The organism is Thiomonas sp. X19, from assembly GCF_900089495.1.
Classification (GTDB): Bacteria; Pseudomonadota; Gammaproteobacteria; order Burkholderiales; family Burkholderiaceae_C; genus Thiomonas_A.
Genome location: NZ_LT605203.1, coordinates 667,832 through 687,896, shown reverse-complemented (window position 1 = coordinate 687,896; position 20,065 = coordinate 667,832). Strand labels below are relative to the sequence as shown.

The following is a 20,065-nucleotide window of genomic DNA, read 5'->3' as shown; positions in this document are numbered from 1 at the left end:
GCGCGGTGGGGAGCGGCCATTCAGGCGGCGAGGAAGTCCTGGCTGATGCCGCCGCCCAGGTCGTTGATGCGTTCGAGAAAACGGGTGAGCCAGGCGTGCAGGCCGGTGGCCATGATCTCGGCCACCTGGCCGTACTGCAGTTCGGCGTTGAGCTGGCCGGCGCGGCGCAGGGTTTCGTGCGAGCGCCGGTTGGCCACCGCGCGCAGATGCGCCGTGCCCTCCAGCATGCAGGCGGCGAGCGAGCGCGGCATGTCGGGCCGCAGGATGAGCAGCTCGGCCACGCGCTCGGGGGTGATGACGTCGCGGTAGACCTTGCGGTATACCTCGAAGCCCGAGACCGAGCGCAGCACGCTCGACCAGTAATAGAAGTCGTATTCCTGCACCCGGCCGTTGGCCGAGCCGTGGAACTCGGCTTGCAGCGCGTGGAACTTCACGTCGAGCAGGCGCGCGGTGTTGTCGGCCCGCTCCAGGAAGGTGCCGATGCGCAGGAAGTGAAACGCCTCGTCCTGCAGCATGGTGCCGGAGGTGACGCCGCGCGACAGGTGCGAGCGGTTTTTCACCCATTCGAAATACTCGCCGGGATCACGCTCGAAGCGCCCGTCGGCCAGCAGGCGCCACGACTCCAGCCAGGTCTGGTTGATGGTTTCCCACATCTCGGTGGTGATGGCGCCGCGCACCGCGCGGGCATTCTCGCGCGCCGCGCGCAAGCAGCTCTGGATGGACGAGAGGTTGTCCATGTCGCGCACCATGAAGTCCAGCACTTTGCCGGCCTCGATCGCGCCGTGGCGCGTGGTGTAGGCCTCGGTCAGCTCGGAAATGCCGAGCAACCCGCGCCAGTCCAGGTGCTCCGACGCGCGCTCGGCCGCCCCGATCCCCGCATCCGGCGGCGGCAGCAGCGCGGCCTGGTGCTGCACGTCGAGCATGCGCGCGGTGTTTTCGGCGCGCTCGGTGTAGCGGGCCATCCAGAACAAATGATCGGCAGTGCGGCTCAGCATTCAGCGCTCCAGCACCCAGGTGTCTTTGGTGCCGCCGCCCTGGGAAGAATTGACCACCAGCGAGCCCTCGGCCAGCGCCACGCGGGTCAGGCCGCCAGGCACCAGCGAAACCGTTTTGCCCGACAGCACGAACGGCCGCAGGTCGATGTGGCGCGGCGCGATGCCGACCTTGACGAAGATGGGGCAGGTGGACAGCGCCAGCGTCGGCTGGGCGATGTAGCGCTCGGGGTGGGCCTTGAGCCTGGCGGTGAAATCGGCGATCTCGGCCTTGCTCGCCGCCGGGCCCACCAGCATGCCGTAGCCGCCCGCGCCGTGCACCTCCTTCACCACCAGTTCGGGCAGGTGCGCCAGCACATAGGCCAGGCTGCCGGCCTCGCGGCACTGGTGGGTGGGGACGTTGTTCAGCAGGGGTTTTTCGCCCAGGTAGAACTCGATCATGGCCGGCACATAGGGGTAGATGGACTTGTCGTCCGCCACCCCGGTGCCGATGGCGTTGGCCAGGTTGACGTTGCCGGCGCGGTAGGCCGCCATCAACCCGGCGCAGCCGATGGCGGAATCGGCGCGAAAGGCTTGCGGGTCGAGGAAATCGTCGCCGATGCGGCGGTAGATCACGTCCACCCGCTGCGGGCCTTGCGTCGTGCGCATGTAGACGAAGTCGTCCTCCACGTACAGGTCTTTGCCCTCCACCAGCTCGATGCCCATTTGCTGGGCGAGAAAGGCATGCTCGAAATAGGCCGAGTTGTACATGCCCGGCGTGAGCACCGCCACGGTGGGATCGTTCACCGCCGGCGGCGCCACGGCGCGCAGCTTCTCCAGCAGCAGGTCGGGGTAATGCGCCACCGGGGCGACGGCGTGGCGGGCGAACAGGCCGGGGAACAGGCGCATCATCATGCGGCGGTTTTCCAGCATGTAGCTCACGCCCGAGGGCACGCGCAGGTTGTCTTCCAGCGCATAGAACTCGCCAACGCCCCGCGCGTTTTCGGCGCGCACGATATCCACCCCGGCAATGTGCGCGTAAACCTGCTGCGGCAGGTTGATGCCCTGCATCTGCGGCCGGTACTGCGCATTGCCCAGCACCTGCTCGCTTGGCACCACCCCGGCGCGCAGGATGGCCTGCTCGTGGTAGATGTCGTGCAGGAAGCGGTTGAGCGCGTTCACCCGCTGCTTCAGACCGGCCTCCAGATGGCGCCATTCATGCGCCGGAATGATGCGCGGAATCAGGTCGAAGGGAATCAGCCGCTCGGTGCCGGCGTCGTCGCCATAGACCGCGAAGGTGATGCCGACGCGGCGAAAAATCAGCTCCGCCTCCTCGCGCTTGGCCTGCATCGCCAAGGGCGGCTGCGCCCCCAGCCACTGGTCGTAACCGGCGTAATGGGACCGCACGGCGCCGTCGGCCGCATGCATCTCGTCGAAGTAGGGCATGGTTCGCTCGTGACCAGCTTTGGGGGAAATCCGGGGATGGTCCCGACTGACTTGCAAAAAGCAGGCCAGTCGGGGTCATGCCGCGAGCATGCCGGCAAAACGTCCGACAGGCGGTCCGACAAGGCCGGCAGCTTCCGCCTGATTGTGCCTGCCGCCCGTGGCGGCCGCCTCATACCCCCGCAAGCCGGGCGCGGGCAAAGAGCGAGGTGCAATCGTTCCAGATGCCCTGCGGCGTGCAGGCGGCCTGCATCGCCGCGGCGTAACCCTCGCGCAGCGCCTGCAGTTGCGCCGGGGTGCAGGCGGCCAGTGGCGGCGGATATTGCCCCGGGGCGGGAAAGTGGCTGTCCGGCCCGAAAGACAGCGCCTGCTCCAGGCTCAGCCAATAACCGTCCGGCTCGGTGTGGATGTCGATGTCGGCAAAGCCCGCGCCTTGCAGCAGCGCGCGCAGCCGCGCGGGCGTGCCCACCTCGCGGTGCAGGCGCAGGTCGATGCCCTGCTCGGCCGCCAGCCCTTGCAGCGCACGCGAGCTGACGAAAGCCGTCTCCGGATGGGTCTGCAGCCCGATCCACCCGCCCGGCCGCAACAGGCTGCGCCAATGCGCCAGCACCTGCGCAATATCGCGCATCAGCACCAGCGCGGCGCAGCACAGCACATGGTCGAAACTGGCGGGCGGCAGGCCGGTGGCCTCGGCATCGCGCGGCTCGAAACTCACTTGCGCCAGACCCTGCCCGGCCGCTTTGCGCTGCGCCTGCTGCAACATGGGTGCGGCGATGTCGATGCCCAGCACGCGGCCAGCGGCACCAACGCGCGCCGCCACGTCCAGCGCCACCAGGCCGGTGCCGGTGGCGATGTCGAGCACGCTCTGACCGGCCTGTATGGGTGCGCGCTGCACCAGTTGCGCGGCCATGCGGCGATGCCAGTCGGCGTTGCCCGGCGCGCTGTCGTAGCCGGCCGCGCGGGCGGCGTAAGCCCCGGCCACCTGCTGCTGGTAGGCGTCGAGCGCGAGGGTGGATGGGTTGGCGCGGGTGGCGTCGGACATGGCGCCAGCATAAGCACGGGCGCAGGCCATATCGTCCCCCACAGGCGTCAGAACTCGGTCGGGTCGACGTCGATGGCCCAGCGCACGCGGGCCTTGGCTTGTTGCAGAGCGCCGCGCCAGCGCACGAGGAAGTCTTGCAAGGCGGCACGGCTGCTGCCCTCCACCAGCACATGCTGGCGATGCACGTCCGCCACCCGCGCCAGGCTGGCGGGCACCGGCGGGTAGACCATCAAGCCCGCCGGTGTGCGCCCCCCGAAGCCGGCGTTGCCAGCTTCGCCCCCCGAGGGGGTCAAGGAAGCTTGGGGCAGCCCGGCGCTTCCTTGGCCGGCGCTGGCGATTGCTGCCGCAAGCTGGATGGCCTGGGCGAGAAAAGCGTCCAGCACCTCGGGCTTCTTGTGCTCGGCGCGCAGCAGCGCCTGGTGGCTGAACGGCGGCATGCCGCCATGCTGGCGCTCCCTCAGTTCCTGCGCGGCGAAGCCGGGGTAGTCGTGCGCCAGCAGGGCGCGGTAGAGCCCATGCTCGGGGTAGGCGGTCTGCACCAGCATTTCGGGGGCTGAGGACGAGGCGGACGCGTCCGCGCAGGCGATGTCGGCGGGCCGGGATCCGGCGCGGCCGGCACGGCCGGCGGCCTGCATGAGTTGCGCGAACAGGCGCTCGGGGCCGCGCAGGTCGTGGGTGAACAGGCCGGCGTCGGGGTTGAGCGCGGCCACCAGGGTGACGCGCTGGAAGTCGTGGCCCTTGGTGATCATCTGCGTGCCGACCAGAATGTCCACTTCGCCCGCGTGCATCTGTGCGAAGCCGGCCTGCGCCGCCCCCTTGCGCCGCGCGGTGTCGGCGTCGATGCGGGCGATGCGCGCTTGCGGGAACAGCGTGGCCAGCGCCTCCTCCACCCGCTGCGTGCCGCGGCCCAGCGGCTGCAGGTCGAGGCTGCCGCAGTCGGGGCAGGCGCGGGGCACGGCGGCGCGGTGGCCGCAGTGGTGGCAGCGCAGGCTGCGGTCGGTGCGGTGGTAGACGAGGTGGGCGTCGCAATGCGGGCAGTCGCTCAGCCAGCCGCAATCCGGGCAGCGAATCACCGGGGCGTAGCCGCGGCGGTTGAGGAACAACAGGCTTTGCTCGCCACGCGCCAGGCGCCGGGTGATGGCCTCGAACAGCGCCTGGCCGATGAGTCCGCCCTGGCGCAGCAGCGGGTCGTGGCCGGCGTGCAGCAGACGCACCGCCGGCAGGCTGCCGCTGGCGCGCTCGGGCAGTTCCAGCAGACGGTAACGGCCACGCTGCGCCGCGCGCCAGCTTTCCAGCGAGGGCGTGGCCGAGCCCAGCACCGCGGCAATGCCGCGCTGGCGCGCGCGCCACACCGCCAGATTACGGGCCGAATAGCGCGCGCCTTCCTGCTGCTTGTAAGAGGCGTCGTGCTCCTCGTCCACCACGATCAGCGCCAGCTGCGGCAGCGAGGCCAATGCCGCCAGCCGCGTGCCCAGCACGATGCGCGCCGCGCCGCTGTGGGCGGCGTACCAGTGGTCGAAGCGCTCGGTCTCGGCCAGGCCACTGTGCAGCACCGCAAGTCGTTCGCCGGGAAAACGTTCGGCGAAGCGCTGCACCAACTGGGGTGTGAGATTGATTTCGGGCGTGAGCACCAGCACCTGCGCCTGCGGGTCTTGCGCCAGCACATGCGCGGCGAGTTGCAAATACACCTCGGTCTTGCCGCTGCCGGTGACGCCGAACAGCAGGAAGGGCGCATAGCCCCGGGCCGTGCGGATGGCATCGACGGCGGCTTGCTGTGCGGCTTGCAGCGCCGGGGGCAGGGTGGCTTGCTGCGTCGGGGGCGGCGTGTTTGGCTTGGCTTGCGGCGCGTGCAAGGCTTCGTTGTGCGCAACGTCGCGCATGGCGGTCGGCATCGCGTTGCGCACAAGGTCTTGGGCCACGTCTTGCGCGACATCCCGCACCGCTTCCACCCAGCCCTGCGCGGCCCAGTCGCGCAGCAAGCCGGCAGCCTTGGGGTGCAGCTTGCGCGCCGCGTCGAGCTGCAGCCGTGGCGCGGCATCGTGGTGGATGATGGCTGCGGGGGCTGCCGCGCCGGGGGTTGCCGCGTCGGCGGCTTGGAGCGTCTTCAGTCCCAGCGCGGCGGCGAGCCGCCACAAGGCCGCATGGCGTGGGGACAGTTGCTGCGCCAGCGCCGCGCCGCCCGCCGGGGTGAGGCGAAACGCCTGGGGTTCGCGCCGCTGATGCCAGGCGGCCACGCGCTTGGCGGCTGCAGCGGCGCCATGGTGGCGCAACCAGGTGGGCAGGGCCGCGGCCATGAGCTCGCCGAGCGGACGCTGGTAATAGGCCGCGGCGAACTGCAGCAAATCCAGCCAGTCGGCGTCCAGCGCAGGCAAGGCAGACACAACCTCGCTCACCGCGCGCAGCGACGCTTCGGGCGTGGTGCTGCCTTCGGCTGGGCCCAGCACCACGCCCAAGACGTTTTGCCGCCCGAGCGGCACGCGCACCAGGCAGCCGCGCGGCAACGTCTCGGCATGGACATAGTCCAGCGCGTCCCAAAGTGGGGCATCCACCGCGATGCGATGCAGGGTCATGGCGAGGTGGATGACAAGGGTTGGGCGGGGCGGTTCAGCTCAGGGTTAACCACGAAGCTGGATGCCATTGGCCTTGGCTAAGTGAGTGTTGACTCGCATGCGGGGCACAGCATTTTCGGGGCCTGGAGGGTTTGAGAAATTGTCAAGCCATGCTGTGAATAACTTTGTGAATAGTCCATGCCCTGCTGCGCCTTTGGGCTGTGGATAAGTTTGTGGACAAATTCAAGCCATCACGATTGTAATCAAAATTATCTTTAATAATCAATAATTTAACTTGGTCAACTTCAAGTCGAGTCTGTGATTTGATTGCTGCGCTGCATGGTATCGAAAATTGTGCATAAGAACGCACCGATCTTGACGTGGGGGCTTGAATCAGCACGACATTTGCCGCAAGGCCGGGTGGCGAATCGGCTGACATGCCCGACCAAACCGAGCGCGGCACACCAGCCGCCAACTCAGCGGCGCAGCGTGCGGCTGTGGTTGTGCACGGCCTCGACCAGGGCGCTGACATGTTCGGGCGGGGTGAACTGCGAAATGCCGTGGCCGAGGTTGAACACATGGCCCACCGCCTCGCCCGGCGCGATGGCGCCGAAGCTGTCGAGCACGGCGCGGGCCTGCGCGGCAATCTGCTGCGGCGGCGCAAACAGGATGTTGGGGTCGAGATTGCCCTGCAGCGCCACGCGCTGGCCGATTTGCGCCCGCGCTGCGCCGAGGTTCACGGTCCAGTCCAGCCCCAGGGCGTCGGCGCCGCTGTGGCTCATGGCCTGCAACCAGGGACCGCCGCCCTTGGTGAACAGGATGATGGGGACCTCGCGGCCTTCGTGCTCGCGCTTGAGCTGGCTGATGACGCGCTGGCTGTAGGCCAGCGAGAACTCCTGGAAGGCGCCGTCGGCCAGCGCCCCGCCCCAGGAGTCGAACACCATCGCGGCTTGCGCCCCGGCGTCGATCTGGGCGTTCAGATAAGCCGCCACGGCGTCGGCGTTCACCGCCAGGATGTGGTGCATCAGGTCGGGACGCGAATACAGCAGGGTCTTGGTGGCGCGCCAGTCGTCGCTGCCCTGGCCTTCGACCATATAGCAGGCAAGGGTCCAGGGACTGCCGGAAAAGCCGATCAGGGGCACGCGCTGGCTGCCATCTCTCACCAGGGCGCGGCGGATTTGCGCCACGGCGTCGAACACATAGCGCAGCAGATTCAGGTCGGGCGCGCGCAGCGCCAGGATGTCGGCCTCGTTGCGCAGCGGGCGCTCGAAGCGCGGGCCTTCGCCGGCGGCGAAGCGCAGGCCCAGGCCCATGGCGTCGGGCACGGTGAGGATGTCGGAGAACAGGATGGCCGCGTCCAGCGGGTAGCGGTCGAGCGGTTGCAGCGTGACTTCGGTGGCGAAATCGGGATTCTGCGCCAGGCCGAGAAAGCTGCCGGCGCGGGCACGGGTGGCGTTGTACTCGGGCAGGTAGCGCCCGGCCTGGCGCATCAACCAGAGGGGCGTGTAGTCGGTGGGTTGGCGCAGCAGGGCGCGGAGGAAGGTGTCGTTGGCGATGGCGGTCATGGGGGTATTGTCGCAAACCCCCGTGGCGCCCAGCTTGGGGCCGAGCCGCCCGGCCTCACGCCTGGCGCAGGCGGTTGAGTTGCTGCAGCTCGTACTGGGTACGCACGCTGGACTGGGTGGCCTTGTCCACCGTGGTCTCGATGCCCTTGACCGAACGGCCGGCCGCCGGCGCATACCAATACTGGCTGGTGACCGTGGCGTTGGGCGTGGTGTAGACCCCCTGCAGGCGGATGGCGGCAAAGCTGCCGGCAGGCACGCTGACCTCCTCGCTGGCTTGCACCTGCACCCGCACGCCGATATGCGACTCCTGCCACCACTCGGGCTGGCTCTGGATGACGACCTCATCCCAGACCTTGCCGCTGGACATGGGGAACTTGAATTGCGGAAACGCCGGTTTGTAGAGAATGGGCTCGCCGGGGGTGAGTTCGCGCGACAGCAGGTCGAACTGGTTGTCGTAGATGCTTTTCAGCCAGGTGGCATCGGCCTTGTCGCCGTTGTTCACGTCCATGTGGATCTGCCCGTCGTGCAGCAAGGCCACCACCCGGCTGCGTATCAACAGACCAGCGTCCCGCTTGTCGCTGTCGTCCAGGGTGCGGGTGAGGAACAGCCATTCATCGCCGACGCGGATGTCAGGGCGGGGCAGCTGGCTCAGGGGCGAGAAGGCGCTGGCGGACGGGGATGGAGGCATGGCGAGTCGTGCTTGCGGCTGGGCTGGCAGGAGGCTTCAAGCATAGTCGGCGGCAATACCCGCGCACTCGCCGGGGCTGCCTGCAGGGCGCTTCACGGCAGAGGTCGGAGCGCTGCGCATCCTTCTTATTACGCAAATAACTTGCGTCATTGACCTGGCAGGCTGCATCATTACGCCATGGCACGCCCTTCGCATCTCTCCGCCGCGATTCTCACGCTCATGCGCGCCGCGTCGCGCCACGCCTGGACGCTGGAGCAGATCCATGCCGATCTTGCTGCCCAGGGCATGCAGGCGAACTTCTCCTCGGTGTTTCGCGCCGTCGAGCGCTTGCTGGCCGACAAGGCGCTGCGCAAGGTGCAGTTGCACGCCGCGTCGGCGCGCTACGAGTTGTACGGCCCGCATCACGACCATCTGCACTGCACCGCCTGCGACGCCATGACGCCGGTGCCCTGCCTGGCGACCGGCCTTGGCCTGGGGGCGCTGGAGCAAAGCACCGGCTACCGCGTGACCGGCCACGAGATCGTGCTGGAGGGGGTGTGCCCACAGTGTCGGCAGCAAGGCCAGAGCTGAAGCAGCCTCCCGCGCTCAGGCGGTTTTCGACGGCACCCGACGGCTGCAGCACCGCCGGGCACGTGACTGCATGCGGCTGCGTACGCCTTCATCCATTTCATTCACAACCAACATGACCTTGATCGTCCCACTCACTACCCGAACCCTGCGCGCCATGGCGGGTCGCCTCTGCGGCGACGTTGGCCTTGCCTTGCTTGCCGCGTTGTGGCCCCTCGCCAGCGCCCACGCTGCGCCCATCCCGGTGGTGGCGGCCGAAAGCACGTATGGCGCAATTGCCCAAGCCATCGGCGGGCCGTATGTGCAGGTCAGCAGCATCATCCAGAACCCCAATGTCGACCCGCACCAGTTCGAGGCCACGCCGCAGACTGCGCGCAGCGTGGCGCACGCCGCCATCGTGGTGATGAACGGGCTGGGCTATGACGACTGGATGCGCAAGATGCTGGCGGCCAACCCGGCGCCGAAGCGGGTGGTGATCGTCGCCGCCGCGCTCGATCCCGCGCTGGTGATGCCCGACCAGAACCCGCATGTGTTCTACGACCCGCGCGTGGGCGCGCTGGTGGCGCAGCGCCTGGCCGCGCTGCTGCAGCAGGCCGACCCGGCCCATGCGGCCGACTTCAAGCGCAATCTGCAGGCCTTCGAGCAGAGTCTGCGGCAGGTGGACGGCGTGGTGCGCCAACTCGCCGCGCAGCATCCGGGCCTGGCGGTGCTGGCGACCGAGCCGGTGTACGGCTACATGCTGCGCCAGCTCGGCTGGCGCAGCCTGGGCGACACGTTCCAATTCAATGTGATGAATGGCACCGAACCGGCGCCGCACGTGGTGGCGCGCTATGAAGACGAACTGCGGCAACACCGCGCGGCCCTGCTGGTCTACAACAGCCAGGTGAGCGACCCGCTGACCCAGCGCATGCGCGACATCGCGCGCCAAAGCGGCATCCCCACAGTGGGCGTGAGCGAATTCGCGCCGCCCGGGATGGGCTACACGGCGTGGTTGCTGAGCAGCCTGCACGCCGTGCAGCAAACACTGGCCAAGGCTGGGCGATGAACGCTGAAGCTCATGCTGGAATCCCGGCCATCGCCGCGGGCCGGGGCGCGGCAGCCACATGGGCCGTGCAAGCACGCGGCCTGAACTGCCGGCGTGGCGAGCAGGCCGTGATCACGGCGCTGGACCTGGCGCTCGCCCCCGGCCAGCTCGTGGGCGTGTTCGGCGCCAACGGCTCGGGCAAGACCACGCTGCTGCAAACCCTGGCCGGCATCCTGCCCGCGGGCGGCGGCAGCCTGGAATTGCTCGGCCAACCCCTGGCGGCGGCGCGCACCCGCATCGGCTATGTGGCGCAGACCGTGCCGGAGGGCGCGTTCGGCCGCATCGACGCTGCCAGCTTCGTCGCCGCCGCCTGGCAGGGCGAGCGCTGGGGCCCGGGCCTGCGCCACGCCGCCGAGCGCCGCCAGGCCACGCAACAGGCGCTGCACAGCGTGGAGGCACAGCATCTGGCCACGCGACCGATGGATGCGCTCTCGGGCGGCGAGCGCCAGCGCGTGTGCATCGCCCAGGCGCTGGTCAACCCGGTGCGCCTGTTGCTGCTGGACGAGCCGCTGTCCAACCTCGACCCGCGTTCGCAACAAGGCGTGCTGGCACTGGTGCGGCGGCTGTGCGATGCGCAGCAACTGGCGGTGATGCTCACCGCGCACGACATCAACCCGCTGCTGCCGGTGATGGACCAGGTGCTGTATCTCGCCGCCGGCCGCGGGCGCATCGGCACGGTGGACGCGGTGGTCAACGCCGAATCGCTCACCGCGCTCTATGGCCTGCCGATGGCGGTGGCGCGGCACGACGGCTATGTGTTCATCCACCCCGCGCGCGGCTTCATGCCGGAAGTGTCGCCGCATTGCGGCCACGCCCACGACCATCCGCATGGCCACGCACATCACGCCATCCCCACCCTCCCCGCGCAGGCGGACGGGGTGCGAAGCAGTTCGCCCGGCGCCGTTGAACCATCGGCTGGCCAACGATGATCCTCGGCCTGGAATACGGCTTCATGCGCCACGCCCTGCTGGCCGGCAGCAGCATTGCCGTGGCCTGCGCCGCGGTGGGCTATTTCGTCACCTTGCGGCGCCAGGCGTTTGCGGCGCATGCGCTGTCGCATGTCGGCTTCACCGGCGCGGCGGGCGCCATTCTGCTGGGTGTCAGCCCCTACCTCGGCCTGTTCGGCTTCACCCTGGCGGCGGGCTTCGCCCTGGCGCTGGCCGGCAGCCGGCTGCGTGAGCGCGACATCGGCATCGGCATGGTGTTGATGTTCGCGCTCGGTCTGGGCGTGCTGTTCCTCAACCTCTACACCGCCAACGCCCAGGCGGCCATGAGCATCCTGTTCGGCAGCATCGTCGGCATCACGGCGGCTCAAGCCGGGCTGTCGCTGGCGGTGGCGCTGGCTTGCCTGTCGGCGCTTGCGGCCATCTACCGGCCGCTGGCCTTCGCCAGCCTCAACCCCGAAGCGGCGCGGGCGCGCGGTGTGCCGGTGCGCGCGCTCGACTTGCTGTTCGTCGCCCTGGTGGCGGCGGTGGTGGCCATCGCCGTGCCGGTGATCGGCGCGCTGCTCATCTTTGCCTTCCTCATCGGCCCCGCAGCGGCGGCTCAGGCCTTGGCGCGCGGCATGGCGCGGGGCGTGCTGCTGGCCATGGTGTTCGGGCTGCTGCTCACCTGGGCAGGCCTGGCGGCTGCGTACTACATCGGCTATCCGGCCAGCACCTGGATCGCCTCGCTCAGCTTCGCCCTGTATCTCGCGGCGCAAGCCGCGCTGCCCCGCCGCGTGCCGGGCGCCGCGGCCTGAGCCTGCGGAGGGAGGAATCGGGGGCGAACCCGGACCGCCTCTGGGCAATTCTGGAGCGCTGCGGCGCTCCGGGCTCAGAGATGCGCGGCCGCCGTGCCCGCCACCCAGGACACCACGCTGGCCAACAAGAAAATCAGAAACTTGGTGTTGGTTTCCAGGCCGATGTTCTCGAACAGGCGCTTGAGCCACCAGACGGCAAAAGGATAGGAAACGAAGGAGACGGCCAGGCCGAACATGGGGCGGGAAGGGACGGGAAAGGGCGTGTCGGTGATGCCACGATTATCGGCAACGCGTTCGCGCCTGGCTGTGTGCGGCTGTAACGGCGGTGCAGCCGGCGCCTCAAGCCGGCTCGGCCAGCGCGCTGGCCGATTCCGTGCGCGACCAGGGCCAGAGCGCGGGGTTGGCGAAGCACTCTTTCAGGTAGTCGATCCACAGACGCTGGCGCAAGGGCATGTGTTTGCGCTGGGCGAACACGACATGAATGCCGACGGGCGGCGCGGCGTAGTCGGCCAGCACCTCCACCAGGCCGCCCGTGGCCAGTTCTTCGCCGACCTCCCACATCGAGCGCCAGGCCAAGCCGTGGCCTTCGATGCACCACTGGTGCAGCACGGCGCCGTCGGTGCAGTCGAGTGGGCCGCTCAGGCGCAGGTGCAGAGACTCGCCGGCTTGCTGGAACACCCAGCCGCGTGGCTGGCTGGCCACGCTGGAATAGGTCAGGCAGCGGTGGCGCTGCAAGTCCTGCGGCGATTGCGGCGCGCCGAAGCGGCGAATGTAGGCAGGCGACGCCACGCAGGCGCGGCGGCTTTCCCCCAGGCGCACGCTCACCAGGCTGGAGTCGGCCAGCGCGCCGACGCGCACGGCGCAGTCGTAGCCTTCGTTGACCAGATCGACGAGGCGGTCGGTGAGGTCCAGCGACAGGGTGACGTCCGGGTTGCGCTGCCGGAATTCGGGCACCAGCGGCGCCACATGCTTGCGGCCAAAGCCGGCCGGGGCGGTGATGCGCAAATGTCCGCTGGCTTTGACCCCGCCCGCGGTGACGCTGGCCTCGGCGCTTTGCAGATCGGCCAGCAGGCGCTGGCAATCTTCCAGAAAGGCCACGCCCTCGTGCGTGAGGCTGATGCGCCGCGTGGTCCGCACCAGGAGCTTGACCCCGAGACGTGCTTCCAGCGCGTCGATGCGCCGCCCGATGATGGCTGGAGCCACGCCCTCGGCGTTGGCCGCCGCCGTGAGACTGCCGCGGCCGGCCACGGCGACGAAGGTTTCAATCTGCTTGAGTCGGTCCATGTCTGCCCCCTGAGCCCGCCCAAACTTGGCCGGCATTGTGCTTGAGTTGGGTACTAATGCGCATATTCAGCCTCATTACCACCATTCAAGTCAATAGTGACTTACGCCATGACTCTGGCATTTTCTAATTCAGGAATGAGCCTGAAGCCAGGTTGAGTTGGGTTCTTTGAAGTCGGGTTGATCGAAGTTGAAAGGGTCAGTGTAAAGAGGGTTGGGTTGTGGCTTGGACCTTTGATTGGAAGGCCCCTGCCAGGCCGCCGGAGGCCCCCCTCCAGTCTTGCTGCAAGCACTGCCCACGCGCGCCGTCTTTTCTGTTTGGATCTGAGCGGGTTGGGATGGATCCGTTCCCCGCGGCGCAGAGTGGCCCCCTGTCAGGCCTGTTGCCGTGGCGCGTTGAACCGCGCAAAGAGCGCCGCCTTGGCCTGCTGCATGGCCTGAGCGGCGGCCAGATCGGTTTGCGCAGCCGCCTGAGCCTGCAAAGCGTCTAGCGTGATGCCTGCCTTGAAGCGCACCAAGCCCTGCGCACTGAGCTGCGCCAGGCAAGCCAGGGGCGTCTTCACATCGGCGTGGGCGTAGCGCTTGACGATCTTGCCCTTGGGGCTGGTGATCTCCGTGGCAAACAAGCACGGACGATGCCCATTGAGCCAAGGGTTGAAGACCGTTTGGTAGAAGGCATTGATCCTCTGGGCATACTGCTGCGGGATGTGGCTGTACCCCATGTGTTTGCGCACCACGCTGGCGTTCTTGCTCTCGGCCAGCGCGTTATCGTTGCTGTGGCGGGAGCGGGACTTGGTCTGCTCGATCCGCAGCTTCTCCAGCATCTTGGTCACGCGGGCGTTGATGTATTCCGAGCCGTTGTCCGAATGAAAGCCTGCGATCTCGAAAGGAAACTGGGCGATGACCAGGGCCAGCACGGGCAACAGATACGCCTCGCTGATGCCCTGCACGCAAGCCTGCACCTGCCATTGGCTGACCGCATCCACGCAGGTGATGTGATACACCCCCTTGATGCCGTCCTGGTCGCCCTGGTGCACGGTATCGATGCGCACAAAGCCTGCGCGTCCCTGGGGTTGCGGTGCGCGCCGCGTGCCAATGGGGTTGTTCACCGGGCGGGTCTTGGTGACATGCAGGCGCTGGGCGCGGTAGCCAGCGCTCTTGCGCAGGTTGTACAGGTGCGAGACTGACAGCGTGGCCAGGCGGGCATAGCGCGCGTCGCCATAGACGTGGTAGGCCCGCTGCAGCAGGTGCGCGATGGCCGGGCCGCAGACATCCTCATGGGCGCGGTCCATCTCCACGAGCAGCGTCACATCGCCGGGCGTGAACTTGCGGGCAAAGGGGGCTGCCGGGGCGCCGTAACGCTTGACCAGCGGCTCTGCGGCCAGGCGGTTGGCCTGCCACCGGCGCACCAGGCGCGTGAGTTGCGCGCGGCTGTAACCGCTGGTGTGACGCAAATAGGCCAGCACCACCCCGCGTTCACACTTGGTGCGTCGGGGGTAGTCAAGCCGCCGCAGAACCCGACTGATGTGGGCGTAGCGCTGCGCATCGTCGCCGTGCGGTGAAAACGCAACTTGTGCATTGGCGCTGAGAAATTGCTCGAGTTGCGCGATTGTGGTCAGTCGCGTGTCGTCCATGTTGATCACCATCCTGTGGATGATCAACCCGCTTGAAACTCAGACCCGAACCCGCCTTCAGGCTCATCCCTCGATGGAAAGACGCGCCTCGCTCAGGCTCATTCCACGTTGGACAAGGCTGGCATTTGCGCCAATTCACCTTACACTTTGCAATGCAACATAGCGGCGTCGCAAGAGGTCTGTCCCGCCCCGCGTTTCAGCTGGTCTCGCCCTTTTGGGCTTGCAAAATGACAGGCATTCCGGCATTCCGCGCCGCAACATAAAACTCGTGACCAAAACCCCAGGAGATTCGCATGAAAGCCAATGATCTGCCCCAGGGCATCCGTATCAACGCCCCACACAACCCGGCCTTCGACGCCGTGCTCAGCCCCGAGGCACTGGCTTTCGTCGCCCAATTGCACCGCGCCTTCGAGCCACGTCGCCAGGAATTGCTGAGCGCGCGCAGGGTGCGTACTGCCCGTCTGGATGCTGGCGAAAGGCCCGATTTTCTGCCTGAAACCCGCGCCATCCGCGAGGGCGGCTGGACCATCGCTCCCCTCCCCCCCGCGCTGGAGCGCCGCCGGGTGGAAATCACCGGCCCGGTCGATCGCAAGATGGTCATCAACGCCTTCAATTCAGGCGCCGACAGCTATATGGCCGATTTCGAAGACGCCAACACGCCGAACTGGGACAACCAGATCCAGGGTCAGATCAATCTGAGCGAAGCCATCCGCCGTCGCATCGTGCTGGAGCAGAACGGCAAGACCTACAAACTGAACGACACCGTCGCCACCCTGCAGGTGCGCCCGCGGGGCTGGCATCTGGACGAAAAGCACATGCTGGTGGACGGCCAGCGGGTGAGCGGCGGACTGTTCGACTGCGGCCTGTTCTTGTTCCACAACGCGAAGGAACTGATCGCGCGCGGCGCCGGTCCGTTCTTTTATTTGCCGAAAATGGAAAACCATCTGGAGGCGCGGCTGTGGAACGACGTGTTCGTGCTGGCGCAAAACGAGCTGGGCCTTGCGCAAGGCACGATCAAGGCCACGGTGCTGGTGGAAACCATTCTTGCCGCCTTCGAGATGGACGAAATTCTGTACGAACTGCGCGAGCACAGCGCCGGCTTGAACGCCGGGCGCTGGGACTACATCTTCAGCGCCATCAAGAAGTTCAAGGTGGACCGTGACTTCTGCCTCGCCGAGCGCGGTCAGATCACCATGAACGTGCCGTTCATGCGCGCTTACGCCCTGCTGCTGCTCAAGACCTGCCACAAACGGCGCGCACCCGCCATCGGCGGCATGAGCGCGCTCATTCCCATCAAGAACGACCCGGAGAAAAACGCCAAGGCGATGGAAGGCATACGCCTGGACAAGCGCCGCGACGCCACCGACGGCTACGACGGCGGCTGGGTCGCCCATCCCGGACTGGTGGCGTCGGCGATGGAAGAATTCGTCGCCGTGCTCGGCGACAAGCCCAACCAGATCGGCAAGACCCGCGACGATGTGGTTGTTGCCGCTGCCGATCTGCTGGACTTCCGGCCCGAGACGCCCATTACCGAAGCGGGTCTGCGCAACAACATCAATGTCGGCATCCATTACCTCGGCGCCTGGCTGTCGGGCAGCGGCGCAGTGCCCATCCACAACCTGATGGAAGACGCGGCGACCGCCGAAATCTCCCGCAGCCAGGTGTGGCAGTGGATTCAAAGCCCCAAGGGCGTGTTGGCCGATGGCCGCAAGGTCACGGCGGAACTGGTGCGCGGACTGATTCCCGAAGAGTTGGCCAAAGTCAAGGCCAGCGGCGCCGAAGGCCAGTTCGACAAGGCGGCGCAGATTTTCGAGCGCATGGTCACGGGCAAGGATTTCATCGAATTCCTCACCCTGCCGCTGTATGAAGAACTCGGCTGAAGGCAGAGCCGGGCTATGCGTGCCGACACGCTAACCGCGGTCAGCGGCGTGACAGCGTCAGGCCGAAGGCCCGGGTTCCAAAGGGCTCGGGGTAGAGCCATTGTCGGCTGCGCCGCTGCTGGTCGATTCAGCGTCTTGCCCCTGGGGGGCGTCGGGCGAGCCATCCGGCTTGTGCGCCCGGCGCTGCAGCTTCTCTTGCTTCTTGCGTTGCTTGGCGAGTTCCTTCTGGCGTTTTTCGTAGGAGTAATTCGGCTTGGCCAATGTGAGTCCTGGTGGGGTTGTGAAAATCAGCCGTTGAAGAAGCCGCCGTCGCGGGCTTGTTGGTCGGCGTGATAGCTCGAGCGTACCAGCGGGCCGACGGCGGCGTGGGTGAAGCCCATGGCGCGTGCCTCGCGCTCGAACATGGCAAAGGTCTCGGGTGGCACGTAGCGCGCCACCGGCAGGTGGTGGCCCGAGGGCGCGAGGTATTGGCCGATGGTGAGCAGGTCGATGTGGTGGGCACGCATATCGCGCATCACCTCCAGGATTTCATCGTCGGTTTCGCCCAGGCCCACCATCAGCCCGCTCTTGGTGGGGATGCCGGGGTGGCGGAGTTTGAAATCAGCCAGCAGCTTGAGCGAGTGGGCGTAGTCGGCACCGGGGCGGGCCTGCTTGTAGAGGCGCGGCACGGTTTCCAGGTTGTGATTCATCACGTCCGGCAGGCCGGCGGCGAACACGTCGAGCGCCTTGTCGAGCCGGCCGCGGAAGTCGGGCACCAGCACTTCGATCTGCGTGGCGGGCGACAGCTCGCGCGTGGCGCGGATGCAGTCGACGAAATGCTGCGCGCCGCCGTCACGCAAGTCGTCACGGTCGACACTGGTGACCACCACATAGCGCAGCTTGAGTGCGGCGATGGCCTGGGCCAGATTGCGCGGCTCGTCGGCATCGAGCGGGTCGGGGCGGCCGTGTCCGACGTCGCAAAACGGGCAGCGGCGGGTGCACTTGTCGCCCATGATCATGAAGGTGGCGGTGCCGTGACCGAAGCATTCGCCGATGTTCGGGCAGGAAGCCTCCTCGCACACCGTGACCAGCTTCTGCTCGCGCAGTAGGCTCTTGATTTCGTAGAAACGCGACGAAGGCGCGGCAGCCTTGACGCGAATCCAGTCCGGCTTTTTCAGCGCCGGGCCTTCGGCCACGATCTTGATCGGAATGCGCGCGGTTTTGGACTGGCCCTTTTGTTTGACCGAGGCGTCCGCCGAAGCTGGCATGGCCATGTGGGCGTTGCCCGGTGCGGCTTCGGAGCTTGGGTCGAGCGGTGCGTTCATGGGCAATGGGGTCTGAGGTTCATGCCTGCGGTGGCGTGTTGGGTGTGGTGTCGGCCAGCATCGCCAGTTCGGTGGCGAAGCACATGCCCACCGCATCGGCCCGGGTGTGCACGCCGAGTTGGGCCAGATCCACCACGTCGAGCCCGGAAAATCCGCAGGGGTTGATGCCGGCAAAGGGGGTGAGGTCCATGTCGACATTGATGGCGACGCCATGATAGGTGCAGCCATTGCGCACCTTCAGGCCGAGCGCGGAAATCTTGGCGCCGGCACGGGGATGGGGGGCGCCCAGGTAGATGCCGGGTGCGCCGGGGCGCCGCACGCCCACCACGCCCAGGCGCGCCAGGGTGCGAATCACGGCTTCTTCCAGGCGATGCACGGTCTCGCGCACCATCCAGTGCCGGCGGCGCAGGTCCATCAGCACATAGACCACCGCCTGGCCAGGGCCGTGGTAAGTGACCTGTCCACCACGGTCGGTTAGCACCACGTCGATGCCGTGCGCATCCAGCACATGCTGGGCCTGGCCAGTCTGGCCCAGGGTGTAGACGGGCTGGTGTTCGACCAGCCAGATTTCATCGGGCGTCGTGGTCAGGCGCGTGGCGGTGAAAGCGCGCATCGCATCCCAGGTGGGCACATAAGCCTGCAGGCCGAGTTGGCGCAAGCGTATCTCGCCGGGCAGCGCCTGCGGTGCCCGCGCCATGGCTCGCTCCAGCATCTGCGGGTCGGCTCTGAGGCCGGACTGAAGATGAAGACTGGCAAAGCCCCCTGAGGCGGTGCGCTCCGCCAAATGTCGCGATGTTGCTGCGTCCGCAGCAGCATCGCGATGGGGGATGGAATGGTCCATTCATCTATCGTAACGCCATCTCGGGGTTTTCCCGAGTGACCGGAGCGGCGTCCCGGACTTGTCAACCCACCGTCAAGCGGCCTGCGTCAGGCCTGCTGTGCCAGCAGTCGGCTGATCAGGCCGTGCAGTTCGGCGAAATTCGGCGGCCCGACGTACTGTTTCACGATATGGCCGGACTTGTCGATCAGGAAGCTGGTGGGGGTGAGGCGCACATCGTGGAAAGCTTTGGCGATATTGCCGCTGGTGTCCATCGCCACCGGGAACGGCAGCGCGCCCAAGGGGCCGGCGGTGGCGAAGGTTTTCACATAGTCGGGCCGGTCGTAATTCATCGACACGGCGACCAACTCGAAGCCCTTGGGCGCAAACTGGTCATAGGTTTGCACCATATGCGGCATCTCGCTGACGCAAGTGGTGCAACTCGTGGCCCAGAAGTTCACCAGCACCACTTTGCCGAGCAGGTTTTGCGAGGTGAGGGTCTTGCCGTCGAGCAAGGTGTAGCTCACCTCGGGCGCCTTCGGGTCGCGAGCGATCGCATTCCAGGTCAGATAACCGGCCAGGGCCACGGCCACCAACACCACCAGGGCCGTCCATTTTTTCAACGATGCTTGCATTACGGGTTCACCTTGCGCATCTGCGCCTTTGATCATGCGATTTTAGGCGCCACTCGAAGTTTTGCTCAGTGCTGCGGGCGCTGGATGTTTGAGGATCGGGCCTGCGGAAAGTTCGCCGGCGTCGAGACGACGCAACGCCTGGGTGCGCTCCCAAGGAAACGCAGGGCCGCCCCAAATTTCCTTGACCCCACGGGGGCGGGTCGGCGAGCCGACCCTGGGGGCGCTCAATACCGCTGCTCGGCCGCGCGCCCAAGCCGCCAGTTGGCGTCCCAGTTGTGAGCGTAGGCGCTGGCCAGCGCCGGGTCGTTCCACACGACAAGCACGTTCTCGGCGTTGTAGCGCGCGGCGGACACGCTGTAGTTGTAGCTGCCGGTCTGCACGCTGCGGCCGTCGATCACCATGAACTTGTCGTGGAAGATGGGATAGACGTCGATCGAGCGCACCGCGACGCCGGCCAACAACAGGGCGTTGATGGCATGACGGGCGTAGCGCCGGTCGTCCTCGAAGTTGGCTTTCCAGTCCAGCAGCACGCGCACGTTCACGCCGCGCTTGTGGGCCGCGATCAGCGCCTTGGCCACCGCTGACGCCGTGAAGCTGTAGGCCGCAAGCTGGATGCTGTGGCGCGCGCCGGCAATGGTGGCGAGCACCAGGCGTTCGGCGCTGCCGTCGGGCGAGAAGCCCACCGAGGTGGCGGCGCGCACGTCTTGCGACGCGGGCTGCGGCCTCTGGGCTCGAGACCTGTCCTCGGCCTGCGCCGGGCCGGCGGCGGCCAGCAGCAGGGCCATGAAGAGCCAGGGAATGCAGCGAAGTCGGGGCTTGCAAAAGGCTGGCATGGTGATGCGGAAACAGGAGCAGGTGGCGCTG

The 20,065-nt window shown here is 67.2% G+C and carries 19 protein-coding genes; 5 read left to right on the top strand and 14 right to left on the bottom strand.

Annotation, left to right across the window (positions count from 1 at the left end; genetic code table 11):
* Positions 1-20: 20 nt before the first annotated feature.
* From THIX_RS03275 to THIX_RS03250, 6 genes are all read right to left on the bottom strand, one after another.
* The gene (locus THIX_RS03275; protein ID WP_112484901.1) at positions 21-995 is read right to left on the bottom strand and encodes an alpha-E domain-containing protein; all 975 of its coding nucleotides are present in this window, start codon (positions 993-995) and stop codon (positions 21-23) included.
* Positions 996-2,417, bottom strand: a complete 1,422-nt coding sequence (locus THIX_RS03270; RefSeq protein ID WP_112484899.1) for a circularly permuted type 2 ATP-grasp protein — start codon at positions 2,415-2,417, stop codon at positions 996-998.
* A gap of 169 nt (positions 2,418-2,586) precedes the next feature.
* Positions 2,587-3,456 (bottom strand): class I SAM-dependent methyltransferase, encoded by an 870-nt coding sequence (locus THIX_RS03265; RefSeq protein WP_158540789.1) that lies wholly within the window; start codon positions 3,454-3,456, stop codon positions 2,587-2,589.
* 47 nt (positions 3,457-3,503) lie between these two features.
* The gene (locus THIX_RS03260; RefSeq protein WP_112484895.1) at positions 3,504-6,026 is read right to left on the bottom strand and encodes a primosomal protein N'; all 2,523 of its coding nucleotides are present in this window, start codon (positions 6,024-6,026) and stop codon (positions 3,504-3,506) included.
* A gap of 455 nt (positions 6,027-6,481) precedes the next feature.
* A complete protein-coding gene (hemE, locus tag THIX_RS03255; RefSeq protein ID WP_112484893.1) occupies positions 6,482-7,570 on the bottom strand; it encodes a uroporphyrinogen decarboxylase in 1,089 nt (362 codons plus the stop codon).
* 55 nt (positions 7,571-7,625) lie between these two features.
* Positions 7,626-8,258 (bottom strand): hypothetical protein, encoded by a 633-nt coding sequence (locus THIX_RS03250; protein WP_233224372.1) that lies wholly within the window; start codon positions 8,256-8,258, stop codon positions 7,626-7,628.
* Positions 8,259-8,435: 177 nt separating this feature from the next.
* On the opposite strand from THIX_RS03250, the gene THIX_RS03245 reads away from it, so the two are divergent.
* The 4 genes from THIX_RS03245 (at position 8,436) to THIX_RS03230 (ending at position 11,650) form a co-directional block, all read left to right on the top strand.
* Positions 8,436-8,828: a Fur family transcriptional regulator gene (locus THIX_RS03245; protein ID WP_112484891.1), complete on the top strand. Its 393-nt coding sequence runs from the start codon at positions 8,436-8,438 to the stop codon at positions 8,826-8,828.
* 112 nt (positions 8,829-8,940) lie between these two features.
* A complete protein-coding gene (locus THIX_RS03240; protein WP_233224371.1) occupies positions 8,941-9,870 on the top strand; it encodes a metal ABC transporter solute-binding protein, Zn/Mn family in 930 nt (309 codons plus the stop codon).
* The gene (locus THIX_RS03235) at positions 9,867-10,838 is read left to right on the top strand and encodes a metal ABC transporter ATP-binding protein (protein ID WP_112484887.1); all 972 of its coding nucleotides are present in this window, start codon (positions 9,867-9,869) and stop codon (positions 10,836-10,838) included. The genes THIX_RS03240 and THIX_RS03235 overlap by 4 nt, the downstream gene beginning before the upstream one ends.
* Positions 10,835-11,650, top strand: a complete 816-nt coding sequence (locus THIX_RS03230; protein WP_112484885.1) for a metal ABC transporter permease — start codon at positions 10,835-10,837, stop codon at positions 11,648-11,650. The genes THIX_RS03235 and THIX_RS03230 overlap by 4 nt, the downstream gene beginning before the upstream one ends.
* Positions 11,651-11,724: 74 nt before the next feature.
* Here THIX_RS03230 and THIX_RS23715 read toward each other — a convergent pair whose 3' ends face one another.
* From THIX_RS23715 to THIX_RS03220, 3 genes are all read right to left on the bottom strand, one after another.
* Entirely contained in the window at positions 11,725-11,886 is a 162-nt protein-coding gene (locus THIX_RS23715; RefSeq protein WP_199195222.1) for a hypothetical protein, read from the bottom strand.
* 103 nt (positions 11,887-11,989) lie between these two features.
* A complete protein-coding gene (locus THIX_RS03225) occupies positions 11,990-12,934 on the bottom strand; it encodes a LysR family transcriptional regulator (RefSeq protein ID WP_112484883.1) in 945 nt (314 codons plus the stop codon).
* A gap of 371 nt (positions 12,935-13,305) precedes the next feature.
* The gene (locus THIX_RS03220) at positions 13,306-14,565 is read right to left on the bottom strand and encodes a DDE-type integrase/transposase/recombinase (RefSeq protein WP_112487438.1); all 1,260 of its coding nucleotides are present in this window, start codon (positions 14,563-14,565) and stop codon (positions 13,306-13,308) included.
* Between the two features lie 293 nt (positions 14,566-14,858).
* On the opposite strand from THIX_RS03220, the gene aceB reads away from it, so the two are divergent.
* On the top strand, positions 14,859-16,445 hold the full coding sequence (gene aceB / locus THIX_RS03215) for a malate synthase A (protein WP_112484881.1): 1,587 nt from the start codon (positions 14,859-14,861) through the stop codon (positions 16,443-16,445).
* Between the two features lie 57 nt (positions 16,446-16,502).
* On the opposite strand, the gene THIX_RS03210 is transcribed toward aceB, so the two are convergent.
* The 5 genes from THIX_RS03210 to THIX_RS03190 form a co-directional block, all read right to left on the bottom strand.
* Entirely contained in the window at positions 16,503-16,706 is a 204-nt protein-coding gene (locus THIX_RS03210) for a hypothetical protein (protein ID WP_112484879.1), read from the bottom strand.
* A gap of 26 nt (positions 16,707-16,732) precedes the next feature.
* Positions 16,733-17,698, bottom strand: a complete 966-nt coding sequence (gene lipA, locus THIX_RS03205; RefSeq protein WP_112488112.1) for a lipoyl synthase — start codon at positions 17,696-17,698, stop codon at positions 16,733-16,735.
* Between the two features lie 70 nt (positions 17,699-17,768).
* Entirely contained in the window at positions 17,769-18,446 is a 678-nt protein-coding gene (lipB, locus tag THIX_RS03200; RefSeq protein WP_233224370.1) for a lipoyl(octanoyl) transferase LipB, read from the bottom strand.
* A gap of 230 nt (positions 18,447-18,676) precedes the next feature.
* Positions 18,677-19,201: a peroxiredoxin gene (locus THIX_RS03195; RefSeq protein ID WP_112488111.1), complete on the bottom strand. Its 525-nt coding sequence runs from the start codon at positions 19,199-19,201 to the stop codon at positions 18,677-18,679.
* A 224-nt stretch (positions 19,202-19,425) separates the two neighbouring features.
* The gene (locus tag THIX_RS03190) at positions 19,426-20,034 is read right to left on the bottom strand and encodes a phospholipase D family protein (protein ID WP_233224369.1); all 609 of its coding nucleotides are present in this window, start codon (positions 20,032-20,034) and stop codon (positions 19,426-19,428) included.
* Positions 20,035-20,065 lie beyond the last annotated feature (31 nt).

Coding starts and splice junctions, on each gene's coding strand:
- THIX_RS03240 (WP_233224371.1), top strand. CDS start 8,941: ATGACCTTGATCGTCCCACTCACTACCCGAACCCTGCGCGCCATGGCG.
- THIX_RS03235 (WP_112484887.1), top strand. CDS start 9,867: ATGAACGCTGAAGCTCATGCTGGAATCCCGGCCATCGCCGCGGGCCGG.
- THIX_RS23715 (WP_199195222.1), bottom strand. CDS start 11,886: ATGTTCGGCCTGGCCGTCTCCTTCGTTTCCTATCCTTTTGCCGTCTGG.
- THIX_RS03250 (WP_233224372.1), bottom strand. CDS start 8,258: ATGCCTCCATCCCCGTCCGCCAGCGCCTTCTCGCCCCTGAGCCAGCTG.
- THIX_RS03265 (WP_158540789.1), bottom strand. CDS start 3,456: ATGTCCGACGCCACCCGCGCCAACCCATCCACCCTCGCGCTCGACGCC.
- THIX_RS03195 (WP_112488111.1), bottom strand. CDS start 19,201: ATGCAAGCATCGTTGAAAAAATGGACGGCCCTGGTGGTGTTGGTGGCC.
- THIX_RS03190 (WP_233224369.1), bottom strand. CDS start 20,034: ATGCCAGCCTTTTGCAAGCCCCGACTTCGCTGCATTCCCTGGCTCTTC.
- THIX_RS03245 (WP_112484891.1), top strand. CDS start 8,436: ATGGCACGCCCTTCGCATCTCTCCGCCGCGATTCTCACGCTCATGCGC.
- THIX_RS03270 (WP_112484899.1), bottom strand. CDS start 2,417: ATGCCCTACTTCGACGAGATGCATGCGGCCGACGGCGCCGTGCGGTCC.
- THIX_RS03225 (WP_112484883.1), bottom strand. CDS start 12,934: ATGGACCGACTCAAGCAGATTGAAACCTTCGTCGCCGTGGCCGGCCGC.
- lipA (WP_112488112.1), bottom strand. CDS start 17,698: ATGGCCATGCCAGCTTCGGCGGACGCCTCGGTCAAACAAAAGGGCCAG.
- THIX_RS03260 (WP_112484895.1), bottom strand. CDS start 6,026: ATGACCCTGCATCGCATCGCGGTGGATGCCCCACTTTGGGACGCGCTG.
- THIX_RS03230 (WP_112484885.1), top strand. CDS start 10,835: ATGATCCTCGGCCTGGAATACGGCTTCATGCGCCACGCCCTGCTGGCC.
- hemE (WP_112484893.1), bottom strand. CDS start 7,570: ATGACCGCCATCGCCAACGACACCTTCCTCCGCGCCCTGCTGCGCCAA.
- THIX_RS03275 (WP_112484901.1), bottom strand. CDS start 995: ATGCTGAGCCGCACTGCCGATCATTTGTTCTGGATGGCCCGCTACACC.
- lipB (WP_233224370.1), bottom strand. CDS start 18,446: ATGGCGCGGGCACCGCAGGCGCTGCCCGGCGAGATACGCTTGCGCCAA.
- aceB (WP_112484881.1), top strand. CDS start 14,859: ATGAAAGCCAATGATCTGCCCCAGGGCATCCGTATCAACGCCCCACAC.
- THIX_RS03220 (WP_112487438.1), bottom strand. CDS start 14,565: ATGGACGACACGCGACTGACCACAATCGCGCAACTCGAGCAATTTCTC.